This window comes from Phaeobacter piscinae, assembly GCF_002407245.1.
In the GTDB taxonomy this organism is placed as follows: domain Bacteria; phylum Pseudomonadota; class Alphaproteobacteria; order Rhodobacterales; family Rhodobacteraceae; genus Phaeobacter; species Phaeobacter piscinae.
Window position 1 is genome coordinate 716,365 of sequence record NZ_CP010681.1, and the last position, 16,138, is coordinate 732,502.

Sequence of the window (16,138 nt, forward strand, 5' to 3'; positions counted from 1 at the left end):
TCCTCAAAGAATGACGCGGTGTTCGCGCTGGCCCTTGGCCGTCGTGTGAATGCGGTAGGTCTTGCCCGCTGCCGGATCATTCAGCCCATCTGCGGCGGTGGTGATGAACAAGTCTGACAGGTCTTCCCCGCCCAGGGCTGGGCAGGAGGCCTGCGCGGTCGGGACCGGATAGATTGCTGTCAGCTCTCCCGTTGGGGTGTAGACCGCGACACGGCCTGCCCCCCATTGCGCGTTCCAGAACCGGCCTTCCGTGTCAACAATGGCGCCATCGGGGCCGAAATCTTCGTCGCTAAGATCGATAAACACTGATGGTTCGCCAATCGGCCATCCGTCCTCTGCTGCCAATGGCTGCCGCATGATCTTGCCCGTCTTGGTGTCGGTGAAATAGGCGCAGGATTTGTCTGGGGCAAAACAGATCGCATTGGTGATGGTCTGGTTTGTTATCAGTTGGCGCAGCTCGCCCCGGTAGTAGCGATAGATCGCGCCCAGACCGAACTCAGCCTTATAGCCCATAGTCCCGATCCAGAACCCGCCCCAGGGGTCTGCCCGACCATCGTTCGAGCGGGTCAGCGGCTGATCTGCCTCCAGATCTACCAGATGGATCCGCGCGCCACTTTCGATATCAAACCGCCAGAGCGCGCTGGTGCTGGCCATGATCAGTGTCGTTTCATCGACCCAGCCAGCGGCGGACACGCAATCGTCGAACTGCCAGTGGATCTCCTTTTCCCCAACAACGCTGAACAGCCGCTTTTCGAGGATATCGAACCAGAACAGTTGCTTGCGGGTCGGGTGCCACAACGGCCCTTCGCCAAGGGTGCAGCGGGTTTCGCTGAGGACCTGAGCCGCCGCTGCATGGATTTTTGGGTCATTTGCCATCAAAGGTCTCGTCGTAGGCCGCAACGGTTTCTGCCGCAAGACGGGCGACGTCTTCGACTGAGCGGCCGGGTTTATAGAGAGAGGACCCCATGCCGAAACCGGTTATGCCAGCCCTCTGCCACGCTGAGAAGTCGTCAGGACCGACACCGCCCACAGCATAGGTTTCAGCATCCATTGGCAATACCGCCTTCAACGCCGAAAACCCGTCCAATCCCAGTTTGAAGGCGGGGAAGAATTTCAGTCCATCCGCTCCGGCACGGAGAGCAGAGAAACACTCTGACGCGGTAAAAACCCCTGGATAGGACAACAGACCTGCCGCTTTCGTCGCGCGGATCACATCCGGGTTGCAGTCGGGCGACACCACCATCTGCGCCCCCATGGCTGAGAGCTGAGCAACCGCACCGGTATCGAGCACAGTACCTGCACCGACTGTGGCGCGCCCCTTCGCCTGATCCAGCATGGCGGCGATGCTGTCGTAGGGTTGAGGAGAATTCAGCGGGACTTCGATCTTGGTGATACCTGCGGCAATCAGGGCATCGGTCATCGGGCGTGCCTCGTCGGGACGCAGGCCGCGCAGGATGGCGATAATATTTCGGCTCATGGAGTTTGGCTCTTTTGCAATTGGTCATAGGCGGCTGAGAGGCCGGCAAGGGTCAGGGTTTCGCCGTCAACGCGCTGGGGGACGCACCCCAGCGCGCACAGGGCTGTCTCATAGCAGCGAGCCAGCATATCGGTGCCCAGTATGGTGATAGGTTGGTGTGACCAGTCGTTTTGGGTCGCTGCAAGCTCGGCCCCGATCAACAGGCCCGACAGGCGGGCTCTACCGGTTTCTGGTGGCTGGCCGGTCAGCAACGCATCTGCGCGCAGGCGAAACAGCTGCGCCGAGATCGAGGCCGGAGCTGCGAGGCTCTCACTGATGGCTTGGGTAAAAGCGGCGTCATCCCAACCCTCCTCAGATACGCAGTGTCGCAGCACGGACTGTCCCCGGAGCAGGGCAAACATCTCACCGGTCATGAAGGTGGAGAAACTGGTGACCTGCCCCTGATCAAGCCTGACCCATTTGCTGTGGGTGCCGGGCAGGCAGATGACCTGGGTTTCCTGTTGGTTGCTGCCTTGGGAAAGAAACCCTGCGATTTGGGTCTCCTCTCCGCGCATGACATCAGCCGGATCCGTGGTTTTGATGCCAGGCAGCAAATAGACCGCGAGGCGTGGATCCGTGATGGCCGGCTGGGTGGCCTCGGCAATGCCTGGCGGCGGGCAGGGTGCGCTGGCATAGGGGGCCTCGGCCCAGCCCTGACGTGAGCCTGCCATTCCGCAGCAGATAACGGGGAGCGGGCTGTCTTCGCCCGTTGGGAGATGATCGCCCAAGAGGTCCAGAAGTGTTGGTTCATAGTCCTGTGGGCACAGCCGTGACATGCCACGGTCAGAGGTGAGGCGGGCGATCACTTGATTTCGGGCATCCATCACCCAAAGCCGCAACTGGCTTGTCCCCCAGTCTGCCGCGATCCATGCAGGTGCAGATGTGTCTGACGTTCTATCTGGGGAGAGGTCGGGCGGAGCTGTCATCCCGTCACCACAACCCCGCCGTCCACCACCAGAGTCTGGCCGGTGATCATGCGGCTTGTTGCAGAGGCCAAGAACAAGGTGGAGCCGACAATGTCCTGAGGGGCCAGATGGTCCTTCAGGCACTGGCGTTCCAGATGGGCCGCAAGTGCCTCTGGCGTTGCCCATTGATCCAGCTGCTTATCCGTGAGCACCCATCCCGGCGCCAAGGCATTGATCCGTACACGGTCAGGCCCGAACTCGCGGGCGAGGCTCCGGGTCATCCCATTTATGCCTGCATTTGCAGTTGTGTAGGCAGGGTAGCCGCTGTTTCCCATCATGTAGCTGATGGAGGTGAAGTTGACGATGGAGCCACTACCTGCGGCCTGCATCCCCGGCAATACCGCCTGACAGGCAAAGAAATAGGCCTTGAGATTGATCGCCTGCGCCCAGTCCCAAAACTCTTCGTCAACATCCGATGTGGCGTGGCGCTGATCATTGGCGGCGTTGTTCACCAGCGTGGTGATTGGGCCATGCGCCTCTGCCGCCTGCTCAATCGCGGACTTCAGGGCAGGGATATCGGTGATGTCGCATTGGATGAACAAGGGACGGTTGCCTGTCTCAGCCTCCATGCGCGCAACAAAAGCAGAGGCATCAGACCGTCCGACAAAGGCGACCTTGGCGCCCTGACGCAGGAACCCCTCGCTCAGCGCGGCACCAATGCCGGAACCGCCGCCAGTGATGAAAACCGAAGCCCCCTTCAGGTCCGGAAAGATTGCAGTGTCGCTCATCAGTGGCTCTCCCGAGTGACGGGGCGGGTATCTTTGCCCACGAGGAAATCAAGGTCAGCGCCTTTTTCGGCCTGAAGCACGCTGTCGACATAGAGTTTTGCATAGCCGCGTGTGTAATGCGGCGGGTCCGGCTGCCAGGCCTCCCGCCGCGCGGTCAGCTCTTCGTCCGAAACCAGAAGGTCCAGCGTACCGTTCTGGGCGCTGACCCGGATCCGATCGCCGGTCTGCACCAAGCCAAGGGGGCCGCCAGCCTGTGATTCTGGCGAGACATGCAGAATAACTGTCCCAAAGGCCGTCCCGGACATGCGACCATCGGAAATGCGGATCATATCACGCACCCCTTCGCGGACCAGTTTACGCGGGATCGGCATATTGCCGACCTCGGGCATGCCGGGATAGCCTTTGGGGCCAACGCCTTTCAGCACCAGAATGTTGTCCTTGGTGACCGGCAGATCGTCGCGGTCAATGTTGGCTTTCATGTCTTCGATAGTTTCAAACACATGGGCGATGCCTTCGTGCTCCAGCAGATGATCGGTCGCGGCTGAGGGCTTGACGATGGCACCGTTGGGCGCGAGATTACCGCGCAGAACACGCAGGCCGGCTGCAGGTTTTACCGGGTTATCAAAGCTCTTGATGACGTCGTTGTTGAAACACTCAGCTCCATCAGCATAGGCCATGATATCGCCGCCCAGAACAGTGATGTTACTGCGCAAATGCCCCTTGTCGGCCAGTTGTTTCAGCACAACCGGCATGCCGCCAGCATAGCAGAAATCTTCCATCAGATATTTGCCCGAGGGCATGCAGTTCACCAGAAGCGGAATGTCACTGCCAAGGCCGAAGTCATCCAGCGATAGCTCAACGCCAACGCGGCCAGCCAGCGCCAGGAGGTGAACAACCGCGTTGGTAGAGCCGCCAACTGCTGCGTTTGCCATGATCGCGTTGATGAAGGCATCACGGGTCAGCACGTCGGAGGGTTTGATATCCTCCTCGACCATCTCGACGATCCGCTTGCCGGTCAGATGCGCCAGCGCCATGCGACGGGCATCCACTGCAGGCAGGGCGGCATTTGTTGGCAGGCTCATCCCCATCGCTTCAACGAGGGACGCCATGGTGGAGGCCGTGCCCATTGTCATGCAGACGCCCTTGGACCGGCTCATGCCTGATTCTGCCGCCATGAAGTCCTGTAGCGTCATTTCCCCCGCGCGCACCGCTTCGGAGAATTTCCATACATCCGTGCCAGAGCCGATATCCTTGCCCTGCCATTTCCCGTTCAGCATCGGCCCGGAACTGACCACGATCGCGGGCAGATCAACCGAGGCGGCGCCCATCAGCTGGCCGGGGGTCGTCTTGTCACAACCGCCAAGCAGGACAACACCATCGATACCGTAGGCCCTGATCGACTCTTCCACATCCATCGCGAGGAGATTACGAAACAGCATCGCGGTTGGCTTCATCTGGGTTTCGCCCAGCGACATCACCGGGAATTCCACAGGGAACCCGCCCGCCTCCCAAACGCCGCGCTTCACCCCTTCGGCGAGATCGCGCAGGCCGGAATTGCAGGGCGTTAGCTCGGACCATGTGTTGCAAATCCCGATAATCGGACGGCCGTCAAAGGCGTGATCGGGAAACCCCTGATTTTTCATCCAGCTGCGGTGGATAAATCCGTCTTTGTCCAGTTTGCCGTACCAGGCGCGATTTCGTCTGTCTTTGGTCATAGGCGTGTTCCTTCAATCACCCAGATCGACTGTGGGAAGGTCCAGGGCAGGGTGATCCCTTGGTGCATCAGATATTGGCCGCTGAGGCGGGCGTTTTCGGTTTTCAGGAGTGGCGAGCCACGCGACAGGCCGGGGGCGTCGTCGCGGTTCAGCAGGCGGATCTCATAGGTCGCATCCGCATCCAGTCCAGTGAGGCGCAGCGGGCGGGGCAGGATCTGTGCACTGGCTTCTGAGAGGCCGGCAAAGGCGACAAACCGACTGCCATCCTCAGCGCGTTGCAGCTCTGCGATCACTGCCGGATCGTCACTGTCGAGGCGCAGAATATCCGCCCGCTCGGTCCAATACCGGTTATCTTTCCACCAGTTGGTGACATCGCGCAGGACCTTGGCCTCATCCACGCTCAGCTCTCGCGGGTCCATTTCAAAGCCCATATGCCGCTGCGCCGCGACCCAGGCACGGAGGCGGATATCGGTTATGCGACCGGAGGTGTGGCACTGACGTGGACCGACGTGACTGCCCGTCACGACCATAGGCAGGAAAAGTGCTGCATCATGCTGGATCCGCAGCCGCTCCAACGGGTCGTTGCTGTCAGAGAGCCAGACGCGATGGGTGCGCGACAGAATGCCAAAGTCGATACGCCCGCCACCGGATGAACAACTCTCAAATTCCACCGAGGGGAAGCCTGCCCGCAGTCGGTCAAAAAATGCATAAATCGCCTCAGCCTGCGCGCTGTCTGGCTCTGGTAGCACACGGTTGTGATCCCATTTCACATAGTCGATGGGATGGTCGCAAAGTACGGCTGAGATGCGCTCGTAGAGATAGGCCTGAACCTCTGGTCGGGCGATATTCAGCACCATCTGTTGTCGGCCCAGGACCTGATCAGGATCGCCCAGAACCCAGTCGGGGTGGGCGTGAAACAGATAGCTGTCCGGGTTGATCATTTCCGGCTCAAACCAGATGCCGAATGTCATGCCTTCTGCATGAACATGGTTGATCAGGGGCATCAGCCCATCGGGATATTTGCGCGCATCGATTGTCCAGTCGCTGAGGGAGCTGGTATCGTCATCGCGTTTGCCGAACCAACCGTCGTCCAGCACGAACCGTTCGGCTCCTAATGCTGCGGCCCGGCTTGCAATATCGCAGAGCGTGGCGTGGTCGTGGTCGAAATAGACCGCTTCCCAGCAGTTGTAATGCACCGGTCGCGGACGCGTAGGGGCAGGGGGCTGCAGGATCTCGTCACGCAGATGACGCTGAAAGGCAACGGCGCAACCGTTTATCCCCTGATCCGAGAACACTGCATATAGTGGCGCTGTTTCAAATTTGATGCCGGGGGCGCGTCGGCTGCCGGTTGCATGTCCCCATTGGATCTGGCGCCGTCCGTCAGGCAGTTCCTCAGCCAGCATTTTGTGGCCTCCGGACCAGCCGTAGTGAAAAGCGTAGGCGGATCCTTGGCTGTTTGTGGCGCCTGTGCAGGGCACGATCAGGCCGGGAAAATATTCATGCCCGGTGCGACCGGTGGGATTGTCCCTGAGCCTCGCGCCGGCGCTCCAGGGTGTCCGGCTGGTCTGAAACTCCCCGATCCAGCGACCATGAAAATCGATCATCTCGTGACTGTTTTGAGGCCCCGGAAAGACTGGTGCAGAGAGCCAGTTCACGCTGATCGGCTGTTTGGAGGCGAGCGAGGCCTGCGCACGGATCATGCCGGTTGTGGGCGTTAGTTCAAACATCGCCTGATAATGAAGACCGTTGTCGGCGTCGTGGTAATGTAGGATGAGGCTCAGGTCGCCTTCTTCCGCTCGATCAAACGCGAAGCGCGGCAGCAGCGCATTGCCTGTGCTGTCTGTGAGCGACAGACCCGGCTGTCCGGGAAAGGTCCGCCGGGCCTCGGGGCAGATCGACAGCGGCGGCACGGCATCCAGCATGCCCCCCGTCACATCCATGCGCGCGGCGGCAACAAGCATCTCCAGATCAGTCCCATCCGGCAGGCGCGGCCCCCAGTAGATGATCTCTGCCAAATCTGTGCCATGGGCAGCGAGAATCAGGCTTTGCCTCTGATCCTGAAGCGTCCAACAGCGGATACCGGTGATCGTGCTCACTTCACGGCCCCCAGAGTCAGACCGGCGATAAAGTGGCGCTGCATGAGGAAAAACATCGCAACCGGCGGCAGCGCCGCGACAATGCTGCCCGCACTCATCAGATGGTAGGCCGCGCGGTATTGCGCGTTGAATGATGTGATACCTGCTGTGACGGGCTGACTCTCGGCGCCCTGCGTCAGGACAACGGCCCAGAAGTAGTCATTCCAGATGAAGGTGAAGATCAGCACACTGAGCGCGGCAATTGCCGGCTTCATCAGCGGCAGGACCACGAACCAGAAAATCCGCCATTCCGCGACACCTTCGACGCGGGCCGCCTCTATCAGCTCATAAGGCAGGGCGCGGATGAAGTTACGCATGAACAGCGTGCAGAACCCGGTCTGAAAGGCAATGTGAAACAGCACCAGACCCGTCTTCGTGTTGTAAAGCCCCATGTCCAGCGTCAGATCGCGCACTGGCACCATCAGGATCTGAAACGGGACGAAGTTGCCCGCCACAAACATAAAGAACAGCAACAGATTGCCGCGGAATTTATACACGCCAAGCGCAAAGCCCGTCATGCAGGACAGGGCGACTGCGCCGATCACGGTAGGGACGGTGATCAGGACAGAGTTGAGCAAATAGCGCGGCATGTCGGAACCAAAGAAGACTCGGCCATAATTGCTGATCCCTTCGAAGGATGACGGCACCCCCCAGTAATTGCCTGTGGTGAAATCGGCCTCTGGCTTGATCGAGAAAATCGCCACGGCGATCAGTGGCAGCAGCCACATGATAAGGGCCGCCGGGACCAGCGCCTGATAGGTTGTCTGCCACGCGCGCGAGCTGTTCTGAATGGGTTTCGGAAACATCAGCGGGCCCCTTTGTCGTCTTGGTACATGGACCACAGGAAATAGGCGATGAAGCAGAGCATGATCAGGAACAGAACCACAGCAATGGCCGCGCCATAGCCCATGCGGAAGCCATATTCGGACAGCGCCTTCTCAAACATATAGAACGACAGCACCCGGCTTGAGCCAAATGGGCCACCGTTGGTCATGATTGAGATGAGGTCAAAACTGCGCAGCGCGCCGATGATGGTTACGACAAACGCCACGAAGGTCGCCGGACGCAGCTGCGGGATGATCACATACCACAGCATTTTGGCGCCTTTTGCGCCATCCAGACGTGCCGCCTCGACCTGTTCGGGGTCAACCGCGTTGAGGCCAGTGAGGTAGAGGATCATACAATAGGCTGTCTGGGGCCAGAGGCCGGCAATGATAATGCCATAGGTCACCAGCGTCGGATCACCCAGCACATTGATCGGACCAAGGCCGACCCAGGCCAACACCTGATTAAGGAGGCCGAATGTGGGGTCATAGAACCAGCTGAACACCAACCCGACAACCACTTGGCTGATCACAAACGGAAAGAAGAACAATGATTTGTAGAGGCGGATACCTGTCACAGTCTGATTGAGGAACAAGGCGATGAACAGGCCTGCCGGGATCGCAAGGAGGTAAAGCAGCAGCCATTTGAGATTGTTCCAGAGAGAGACCTCAAAGGCGCGGTCATCCATCAATTCCCGGTAATTTTCCATCCCGATGAACTGCGGGTCACCCAGACCGTCCCAGCGATAAAACGATAGGTTGAAGCTCTGCAGAATTGGGAAAATTACATAAAACAGAAAGAAGATCACGCCGGGTGCGAGAAACAACCAAGGCGCAAGGGCTTGCCGGTTGCGCCTGAGCCAGCTGTCACTGACACCGGGTGAGGTGGCAGACGATCCGGTTTCTGGAGCGAGGTTCATCTCGGCCACGGGAAATCTCTCTTGTTATCGTCAGTAGCGTGGTTTGGTCACGGATCCCGACAGGCGGATGGTGATCTGGCGTCAGGGCGCCGGGAACTCATGAGGTGGGCAAGGCCGGCGACTGTCGGCCTTGCTGTTTGGGAAAATGGCGCTGATCAGTAGACCCGCTCGCGTGCCTTCTCCAGCCGGTTCAGGATGTCATCCAGATTGTCCGGGAACACCATGAACTCCTGGAACCCTTCCATCGCGACCGAGGCCATTTCGGCAGGCGCATCGCGATCGAAGAACTGGGCAATACCACCGGGGGAATTGGACGACAGCATCTCAAACCCCTGGTTCAGCATCTCGTCATCATCGACGGAGGAGCCTGAGTTGACCGGCAACTGGCCAAGGGCTGCGCCACCGTTGATTTTGGTCTGATTGTCAGCTGACACGACAAAGCGCAGGAAGGCGCGTGCGGCTTCCTTGTTCTGTGCGCCGGACGGAATGTGGAAGGTGTCCGTTGGCGCGTCCTCTGCCAGCTCGACATCGGGGTTGATGCTGGGGAACTGGTAGAAGTCCAGCTGATCCGTGCCAAGGCCCGCTTCGCGCAACGGCGCCACGGCAAAATTGCCCATCAGATAGGCCGCGGCCTCGCCCTTGACCATGAACGGTAGGGCTTCCTGCCAGCTGTAGGACTGATGGTTGTCGATGAAGGCGCCCATGTCGATCAGCTCGCGCCAATTGGCGAAGGTCTGCTTCACGCGGTCATCGGTCCAGGCAACTTCGCCGTTGGTCAGCGCCATATGGAAGTCGTAGCCGTTTGTGCGCATGTTCAGGTAGTCAAACCAACCGCCTGCGGTCCACAGAAACTTGGTGCCGATGGTGAAGCACTTGCGTCCCGAATCGAGGATCTTCTGGCAGTTCGATTTGAAGGTTGCCCAGTCCTTGGGCTCTTCGAGACCGAGCTCATTGTAGATGTCTTCGCGGTAGTAGACACCCCACTGATAGTAGGTATAGGGCACGCCCCATTGCTTGCCGTCCAGCGTCATCGCACCTTTGGTGGAGGCCAGCGCATCGGCGATTTCAGGTTCTGCCCACAAATCACTGATGTCCTCGAAGAGGCCGGCGGAGACGTAGGGCCGCATACGGTTCGCGGCATACCAGTTGGCCACATCGGGCGGATTCGCCGACAGGAAGTTGCGGATCTGTGTCTTATAGGCTTCGCGGTCGATCACGGTCAGTTCAACTGACAGATCGGGATGCATGGCGTCGAATTCCTCCGCCATCTGCTCCATCACTGCGCGGGGCGCAGGATTGGACATGTCCGAAAAAATCTTGAGCGTGCCACTCAATTCAGCCTGTGCCGCAGTGGCCAGGCCAAGGCTGAGAGCGAGACCCGCAACCGTTCCTTTCAAAGTCTTCATGACGTCCTCCCTGTTGACGTAGGTTCTTTGGTTTCATATAGTGGAACCAAATTCCAACTATTGAAACTATGAACGCGCTCGGCTAAGGATGTCAACAGTTACATCGGCTGGGTTCGGTCAGAGAAAGGACAGTGATGGCGAAAGCTGCGCCCCAATCACGAGAGGCGGATGGTACCGTCGGCAAGGCGCTGGCGGTGCTGGATCAGATCGCCGAGGCTGGCCGCCCGATGCGGTTTGGCGAGGTGCTGGCCGCATCCGACCACCCGAAAGCAACGCTGTACCGGCTGGTCCAGACCCTGACCAATCAGGGGATGTTGGCCTATGACGAAACCAATCAGACCTACGCGCCGGGCCTTCGGTTAGTGCGGCTGGCCCATGCTGCGTGGCGGCAAAGCGCATTGGCACCTGTGGCCCGTCCCTATCTGGATCAACTGTCTGCAGACGTCGGGGAAACCATTCATCTGGCGCAGCTTGATCGTGGGCAGGTGCTCTATGTTGACAAGCGTAATGCCGAAACGCCGATTGAAATGTTCAGCCAGGCCGGAAAGATCGGGCCGGGCTATTGCACCGGTGTTGGCAAGGCCATGATTGCGCATCTGTCAGCCGATGCACAGGCCGACGCCATTCGCAGACAGGCGTTTTTTGCCCACACCGCGCACACCCTTGCAACACCTGAGGCGCTGCTGGCCGAGCTTGCCGAGATCCGCCGTGATGGTGTGGCCTTTGATCGGGAAGAGCATGAACCGGGTATCATCTGCATTGCCGCCCCGATCCTGTCGGAGGCGGGCAAGGTGATGGGCGGGCTGTCGATCACATCATCGCTGCAACGTCAGTCGCTGGAGGGGCTGACAGCCCTGCGCCCGGCGCTGCTGCAAACGGCCAAGGACATCGCAACCGCTGCCGAGACCTGGCAATTTCCAAGTTAACCCAAGGGGAGAAGACGCATGACAGGGGTCACTTTGGCCAAGGCCGTCAAGAAATATGGAGATGTGCAGGTGATCCATGATGTGGATCTCAGCATTGACGACGGCGAATTTTGTGTCTTCGTTGGTCCTTCGGGCTGCGGGAAATCGACATTGTTGCGGATGATTGCTGGGCTGGAAGAAACCAGCAGCGGTAATATTCATATCGGCGATCGGGAAGTGACCCGCCTTGACGCGGCAGATCGCGGCGTTGCGATGGTCTTCCAGTCCTATGCGCTTTACCCGCATATGACGGTGGAGGACAATATGGGCTTTGGCCTCAAGATGAACGGTCACCCCAAGGAGAAGATCCGGGAGAAAGTGGCCGAAGCCAGCCGGATCCTGAAGCTGGACGACTATCTCAAACGCAAGCCCAAGGCCCTATCGGGTGGTCAGCGTCAGCGGGTTGCGATTGGCCGTGCGATCGTGCGGGGGCCTGAGGTGTTTCTGTTCGACGAACCGCTGTCCAATCTTGACGCCGAACTGCGGGTCGACATGCGTGTTGAAATCGCGCGCCTGCACAAGGAAATCGGCGCGACGATGATCTATGTGACCCATGATCAGGTCGAAGCGATGACACTGGCGGATAAGATCGTGGTGCTGCGCGCTGGACGTGTGGAGCAGGTCGGCAGCCCGATGGAGCTTTATGCAGACCCTGATAATCGCTTTGTCGCGGGCTTTATCGGCTCGCCCAGCATGAACTTCCTGCAAGGGACCGTGCAGGGTGACGGTGTCGTTGTGCCTGCGCTTGAAAACCGTCGGGTTGCGACCTCAGTGGCCTTGCCAGCAGATGGCAGCAAGGTGCTGTTGGGTCTGCGTCCGCAGCATCTGAGCGTGACAGCCGCGGACAGCAGCTTGGTTCTGGACCTCAGGGAGCGACTTGGCGGTGTGTCCTACGACTATCTAAGCACGCCAACCGGTGAAAAGCTAATCGTTGAAACCCGTGGTGTCGAAGCCTTGCCGGAGGGGACCGCCGTTGCCTTGGGCTTTAACGATGCGGATGCCTATGTCTTTGATGAAGCAACAGAACAGCGCCTGCGATAAAAAGGAGAAAAACCCGGAGCTTCAGCGCCCCGGGCATTTCGCAATCCACGGCCGACCCTCTGTGATTACAGCGATTGCATCCGCATGGTCCTGCCTGTCCATGCCGGGTTGCTGACCGCTTCGGCAAGCGCAGCAGCAACATCACCACGCGCTGCGACACCTCCGGGATCCACATCGTTACCGAACAGCATGTCACCATTTCCTTCGCCATCGGTCAGTCGGACCGGACGCAGGATTGCGTAGTCCAGGCCAGATCGCATCAGGTGTTCGTCGGCGTCATGTTTGGCCTGCAGATAATGGGCAAGATCACTGTCTGGGTCAGGATCATCCGCGCCAATGGAGCTGAGCATGACAAATTTGGAGACGCCTGCGTGTTTGGCCAGATCAATCAAGGCCTTTGCGCCGTCACGGTCTACTTTGTCTGTCATCTCCGCCGAGGTGTCCCCGCCGGACCCAGCTGCAAAAACGACGCTATCGCACCCATCGCAGGCCTCTGCAGGCAGATCTATGAGGTCTCCGTGTCGGGTGGTCGTGCCGCGCGGCAAGGTGCTTGTGTCGGACCCTTCGCGGATCAGGGCGATTGGGTGGTGGCCGAGACGCTGGAGTTTTTCAACGACCCGGCGACCAGTATTGCCGGTGGCGCCGGCTACGAGAACTTGCATGGTGATCTCCTTAGTTCCAGTGAATAATTTTGGTGATCGGTAGCTGGCGGCTCAGAACGAGGGCGCCATCGGCCCCACCTTGGCCACTGCGGCTTGATAGCCGGGCTGTTGCTGCAGATCGGCCCAATAGCGCGCCACCCGAGGCGCGTCCTCTAGCGCGCCGATAGCCGCCAAATTGGCGAGAATGTAGGAAAACTGGATATCTGCCAGTGTGGCGGTGTCGCCAAACAGCAGCCCCTGTTCGGGCAGCTTCTGGGTAAGATAGTCAAGGTGTTGAGCCATAGCACGGTTGGCCTCGTCGGTGGCCTCTTCACCCTTCAGGGCAGGCAGCAGCAGGCCCATGGCAACTTCGGCGAAGGAGCTTTCGACATAGTCGAGCAGTTCCTCGTGATGCACCGCCTCTGCGCTGCCGGGAGAGGGATGATGATGCGTATCTCCGTACCGGTCGGTAATGTAGCGCAAGCAGGTTGCGGATTCCGCGATCATGGTGTCGCCATCCTCGATCACGGGGGATTTGCCCAGCGGATGTACCTTGGCGAGACTTTCGGGCGCCCTGAAGGACGCGGTGCGGTCATAGGTGACGACAGTGTAGGGTTGCCCCAGGTCTTCCATCAGCCAGATCAGGCGGATTGCGCGCGAATAGGCGAGGCAATGTATCGTCAGCATGGGCGGCGTCTCCTTACAGGGGGTGTCGGTCGCAAAAGGAACGGCGGCCATTTTTGCCGCCGTTGTGTATCCAACGGTTGGGGTCGCGATTTTGTTCCTGAGGCCTGCCGCAGCTGCACAGCGAAGTAATTGAGAGTGGAACCAGCATGCCCAGTCAGGTGTTTCACCCATAGCGATCGCATCACATCAGGGGCAGTTGCAGCAAATGCCTACCGGATGTGGTACGATGTAGCCTTACGAGAGGAGATGGACCATGGCTGGAGGATGGGCGCGCGATGGCGCGGTGAGCGAGCAGATCGAGGCGTCGATCAGTGACGAGCTAGCGCGTCTCAAGTCTCGGCCTGCGCCGATGGGCGAAAGCCTCACCCATTGTGCCGATTGCGAGGAACCGATCCCGGAGCCGCGTCGCAAGGCCATTCCGGGAGTGAAGCTCTGTATCGAGTGCCAGCAGGATCGCGACAGCGCCTACAGCGCGCGGGGTGGTATCAACCGGCGTGGCAGCAAGGACAGTCAGCTCAAATAACGCCGACAAAAAGCAAAGGGCGCAGCCGATTGACCACGCCCTTTCTTTGTTCGGTGATGTGCGTGAGGATCAGTCCTCGTTCGGTGATGTGCGTGAGGATCAGTCCTCCATCGCCTCCAGCTCGTCGATCATATCGGAGATCATGCTCAATCCCTTGTCCCAGAACGTGGGATCAGATGCATCAAGGCCAAAGGGCGCCAGCAGCTCCTTGTGGTGCTTGGATCCACCGGCCTTCAGCATCTCGAAATACTTGTCTTCAAATCCTTCAGCCCCCTCGGCATAGACCGAATAGAGGGCATTCACCAACCCGTCGCCAAAGGCATAGGCGTAGACGTAGAACGGGGAATGGACGAAATGCGGCACATAGGTCCAGAAGGTTTCGTAACCTTCCATGAAGTCAAAGGCCTCGCCAAGGCTTTCGGCCTGCACTGACATCCACAGCGCGTTAATATCGTCTGGTGTCAGCTCTCCCTCGGCGCGGGCGGCGTGCAGTTTGCACTCGAAATCGTAGAATGCAATCTGGCGCACGACAGTGTTGATCATATCCTCGACCTTGCCTGCCAGCAGGATCTTGCGCTCGGTCTTATCCTTGGCGTTTTCCAGCATCTTGCGGAAGGTCAGCATTTCGCCAAAGACCGAGGCGGTTTCGGCCAGTGTCAGCGGTGTCGACGACAGCATCTCGCCCTGATCTGCTGCCAGCACCTGATGCACGCCGTGGCCCAACTCATGTGCGAGGGTCATCACATCGCGCGGTTTGCCAAGGTAGTTCAGCATCACATAGGGGTGCACGTCGGTCACCGTCGGGTGCGCAAAGGCGCCGGGCGCTTTACCCGGTTTCACGGCCGCATCAATCCAGCCCTTGTCAAAAAACGGCTCGGCCAGTTCGCCCATTCGCGGGTCAAAGGCGCTATAGGCGTCCATCACCATTTTGCGGGCTTCGTCCCAGTTGACGGTGCGCGAGGTTTCCATCGGCAGCGGTGCATTGCGGTCCCAGACCTGCATGCGGTCCAGACCGAGCCATTTGCGCTTCAACTCATAATAGCGGTGCGACAGCTTTGGATAGGCGGCAACAACGGCTTCGCGCAGCGCCTCCACGACCTCCGGCTCGACGTGGTTGGAGAGGTGGCGCCCCATTTGCGGCGACGGCATCCCGCGCCAGCGGTCGAGGATTTCCTTTTCCTTGGCTTGGGTGTTGTGGACGCGGGCGAAGATCTTGATGTTGTCGGAGAAGACCCGCGCCAACTCCCGCGCTGCGGCCTCGCGCTTGCTGCGATCCTGCTCGGTCAAGAGGTTGAGCGTGCCCTCGATGTTCAGTTCTTCGCCATTCACGGTGAAGGTCAGACCGGCAATCGTCTCGTCAAACAGCCGCTCCCAGGCATCGCCCACAACGCCCAGGTCATGCAGGAATTTCTCCAGTTCATCCGACAGCTGATAAGGCTTCATCGCACGGATCCGGTCAAAGATCGGTTTGTAGCGGGCCAGATCGCTGTTGGCGGCGAAGTGGCCGTCCAGCACGGCGTCCTCAAGCCGGTTGATCTCCAGCGTGAAGAACACCAGCGGCGTGGTGAAGATGGTGATCTTCTCCTGCATGTCGGACATGAACTTCGCGCGACCCGCATCGGTGGTCAGCTGGTAATACCGCAATCCGGCAAAGGACATGATCCGGCCAGCAATCGCGTTGATCTTTTCATTGCGCAGGACACAATTGAGCAGGCCATCAGCATCCAGATCAGCCAGCTTGCCCTCGTAATCAGCCGCGAAGCTTGCGCATTCCCCTTCCAGCCAGGCCAGGTCCCGGTCCAGCTCCGACGCATCCTCGGAGGTATAGAGATCGCTGAGGTCCCATTCGGGCAGATTGCCCAGCCCGTCCGGCCCGGCCCCACCTGTGGCATTGGCGTTGACGTCTCGCATCAGGTCGCGGTCAAGGAAGGGAGCGTTGATCATCAGGGCACCTCAGGCTGTTTTATGTCTGCTTCGACATCTAAGCGCGAGGGCAGGGGATCACAAGCAACCGCCCTGCGTGTTGCAGTGATTTATGCGCAGCATCAGGGCGGTGCGCTCTGATCCAATCT

Annotated in this window: 15 protein-coding genes; 3 read left to right on the top strand and 12 right to left on the bottom strand. The window is 59.3% G+C overall.

Going from position 1 to position 16,138, the window contains the following annotated elements; genetic code table 11:
* Nucleotides 1–3: 3 nt before the first annotated feature.
* From phaeop14_RS03265 to phaeop14_RS03305, 9 genes are all read right to left on the bottom strand, one after another.
* Nucleotides 4–876 (bottom strand): SMP-30/gluconolactonase/LRE family protein, encoded by an 873-nt coding sequence (locus phaeop14_RS03265; RefSeq protein WP_096788740.1) that lies wholly within the window; start codon nt 874–876, stop codon nt 4–6.
* Entirely contained in the window at nt 866–1,477 is a 612-nt protein-coding gene (locus phaeop14_RS03270) for a 2-dehydro-3-deoxy-6-phosphogalactonate aldolase (protein WP_096788741.1), read from the bottom strand. The genes phaeop14_RS03265 and phaeop14_RS03270 overlap by 11 nt, the downstream gene beginning before the upstream one ends.
* Nucleotides 1,474–2,442 (bottom strand): 2-dehydro-3-deoxygalactonokinase, encoded by a 969-nt coding sequence (locus phaeop14_RS03275; protein ID WP_096788742.1) that lies wholly within the window; start codon nt 2,440–2,442, stop codon nt 1,474–1,476. Before phaeop14_RS03275 ends, phaeop14_RS03270 begins: the two co-directional genes overlap by 4 nt.
* Nucleotides 2,439–3,209, bottom strand: coding sequence for an SDR family NAD(P)-dependent oxidoreductase (locus phaeop14_RS03280; protein ID WP_096788743.1), 771 nt, complete (start codon nt 3,207–3,209; stop codon nt 2,439–2,441). The genes phaeop14_RS03275 and phaeop14_RS03280 overlap by 4 nt, the downstream gene beginning before the upstream one ends.
* The gene (locus phaeop14_RS03285) at nt 3,209–4,924 is read right to left on the bottom strand and encodes an IlvD/Edd family dehydratase (protein WP_096788744.1); all 1,716 of its coding nucleotides are present in this window, start codon (nt 4,922–4,924) and stop codon (nt 3,209–3,211) included. Before phaeop14_RS03285 ends, phaeop14_RS03280 begins: the two co-directional genes overlap by 1 nt.
* A complete protein-coding gene (locus phaeop14_RS03290) occupies nt 4,921–7,020 on the bottom strand; it encodes an alpha-galactosidase (protein ID WP_096788745.1) in 2,100 nt (699 codons plus the stop codon). The genes phaeop14_RS03285 and phaeop14_RS03290 overlap by 4 nt, the downstream gene beginning before the upstream one ends.
* Nucleotides 7,017–7,865 (bottom strand): carbohydrate ABC transporter permease, encoded by an 849-nt coding sequence (locus phaeop14_RS03295; protein ID WP_040172426.1) that lies wholly within the window; start codon nt 7,863–7,865, stop codon nt 7,017–7,019. The genes phaeop14_RS03290 and phaeop14_RS03295 overlap by 4 nt, the downstream gene beginning before the upstream one ends.
* The gene (locus phaeop14_RS03300; protein WP_175304840.1) at nt 7,865–8,803 is read right to left on the bottom strand and encodes a carbohydrate ABC transporter permease; all 939 of its coding nucleotides are present in this window, start codon (nt 8,801–8,803) and stop codon (nt 7,865–7,867) included. The genes phaeop14_RS03295 and phaeop14_RS03300 overlap by 1 nt, the downstream gene beginning before the upstream one ends.
* Nucleotides 8,804–8,958: 155 nt before the next feature.
* Nucleotides 8,959–10,209 carry an ABC transporter substrate-binding protein gene (locus tag phaeop14_RS03305; RefSeq protein ID WP_096788746.1) on the bottom strand — a complete coding sequence of 417 codons (1,251 nt, stop codon included), beginning with the start codon at nt 10,207–10,209 and terminating at the stop codon, nt 8,959–8,961.
* Nucleotides 10,210–10,343: 134 nt separating this feature from the next.
* Here phaeop14_RS03305 and phaeop14_RS03310 point away from each other — a divergent pair, with 134 nt between their 5' ends.
* Nucleotides 10,344–11,135, top strand: coding sequence for an IclR family transcriptional regulator (locus phaeop14_RS03310; RefSeq protein ID WP_040172432.1), 792 nt, complete (start codon nt 10,344–10,346; stop codon nt 11,133–11,135).
* An 18-nt stretch (nt 11,136–11,153) separates the two neighbouring features.
* Nucleotides 11,154–12,215, top strand: a complete 1,062-nt coding sequence (locus phaeop14_RS03315) for an ABC transporter ATP-binding protein (RefSeq protein ID WP_096788747.1) — start codon at nt 11,154–11,156, stop codon at nt 12,213–12,215.
* A 65-nt stretch (nt 12,216–12,280) separates the two neighbouring features.
* On the opposite strand, the gene phaeop14_RS03320 is transcribed toward phaeop14_RS03315, so the two are convergent.
* Together phaeop14_RS03320 and phaeop14_RS03325 are read right to left on the bottom strand one after the other, a co-directional pair.
* Nucleotides 12,281–12,877 (bottom strand): SDR family oxidoreductase, encoded by a 597-nt coding sequence (locus phaeop14_RS03320; protein ID WP_096788748.1) that lies wholly within the window; start codon nt 12,875–12,877, stop codon nt 12,281–12,283.
* Nucleotides 12,878–12,928: 51 nt separating this feature from the next.
* Nucleotides 12,929–13,543 (bottom strand): glutathione S-transferase family protein, encoded by a 615-nt coding sequence (locus phaeop14_RS03325; RefSeq protein WP_096790214.1) that lies wholly within the window; start codon nt 13,541–13,543, stop codon nt 12,929–12,931.
* Nucleotides 13,544–13,796: 253 nt separating this feature from the next.
* Between phaeop14_RS03325 and phaeop14_RS03330 the strand changes: the two genes are divergently transcribed.
* The gene (locus tag phaeop14_RS03330) at nt 13,797–14,066 is read left to right on the top strand and encodes a DksA/TraR family C4-type zinc finger protein (protein WP_040172442.1); all 270 of its coding nucleotides are present in this window, start codon (nt 13,797–13,799) and stop codon (nt 14,064–14,066) included.
* Between the two features lie 99 nt (nt 14,067–14,165).
* On the opposite strand, the gene phaeop14_RS03335 is transcribed toward phaeop14_RS03330, so the two are convergent.
* A complete protein-coding gene (locus tag phaeop14_RS03335) occupies nt 14,166–16,010 on the bottom strand; it encodes a M3 family oligoendopeptidase (protein ID WP_096788749.1) in 1,845 nt (614 codons plus the stop codon).
* Nucleotides 16,011–16,138: the final 128 nt, after the last annotated feature.

What these genes read in the sequence shown, in the direction of transcription:
- phaeop14_RS03265 (WP_096788740.1), bottom strand. Translation starts at nt 876, where the DNA reads ATGGCAAATGACCCAAAAATCCATGCAGCGGCGGCTCAGGTCCTCAGC.
- phaeop14_RS03270 (WP_096788741.1), bottom strand. Translation starts at nt 1,477, where the DNA reads ATGAGCCGAAATATTATCGCCATCCTGCGCGGCCTGCGTCCCGACGAG.
- phaeop14_RS03275 (WP_096788742.1), bottom strand. Translation starts at nt 2,442, where the DNA reads ATGACAGCTCCGCCCGACCTCTCCCCAGATAGAACGTCAGACACATCT.
- phaeop14_RS03280 (WP_096788743.1), bottom strand. Translation starts at nt 3,209, where the DNA reads ATGAGCGACACTGCAATCTTTCCGGACCTGAAGGGGGCTTCGGTTTTC.
- phaeop14_RS03285 (WP_096788744.1), bottom strand. Translation starts at nt 4,924, where the DNA reads ATGACCAAAGACAGACGAAATCGCGCCTGGTACGGCAAACTGGACAAA.
- phaeop14_RS03295 (WP_040172426.1), bottom strand. Translation starts at nt 7,865, where the DNA reads ATGTTTCCGAAACCCATTCAGAACAGCTCGCGCGCGTGGCAGACAACC.
- phaeop14_RS03300 (WP_175304840.1), bottom strand. Translation starts at nt 8,803, where the DNA reads ATGAACCTCGCTCCAGAAACCGGATCGTCTGCCACCTCACCCGGTGTC.
- phaeop14_RS03305 (WP_096788746.1), bottom strand. Translation starts at nt 10,209, where the DNA reads ATGAAGACTTTGAAAGGAACGGTTGCGGGTCTCGCTCTCAGCCTTGGC.
- phaeop14_RS03310 (WP_040172432.1), top strand. Translation starts at nt 10,344, where the DNA reads ATGGCGAAAGCTGCGCCCCAATCACGAGAGGCGGATGGTACCGTCGGC.
- phaeop14_RS03315 (WP_096788747.1), top strand. Translation starts at nt 11,154, where the DNA reads ATGACAGGGGTCACTTTGGCCAAGGCCGTCAAGAAATATGGAGATGTG.
- phaeop14_RS03320 (WP_096788748.1), bottom strand. Translation starts at nt 12,877, where the DNA reads ATGCAAGTTCTCGTAGCCGGCGCCACCGGCAATACTGGTCGCCGGGTC.
- phaeop14_RS03325 (WP_096790214.1), bottom strand. Translation starts at nt 13,543, where the DNA reads ATGCTGACGATACATTGCCTCGCCTATTCGCGCGCAATCCGCCTGATC.
- phaeop14_RS03330 (WP_040172442.1), top strand. Translation starts at nt 13,797, where the DNA reads ATGGCTGGAGGATGGGCGCGCGATGGCGCGGTGAGCGAGCAGATCGAG.
- phaeop14_RS03335 (WP_096788749.1), bottom strand. Translation starts at nt 16,010, where the DNA reads ATGATCAACGCTCCCTTCCTTGACCGCGACCTGATGCGAGACGTCAAC.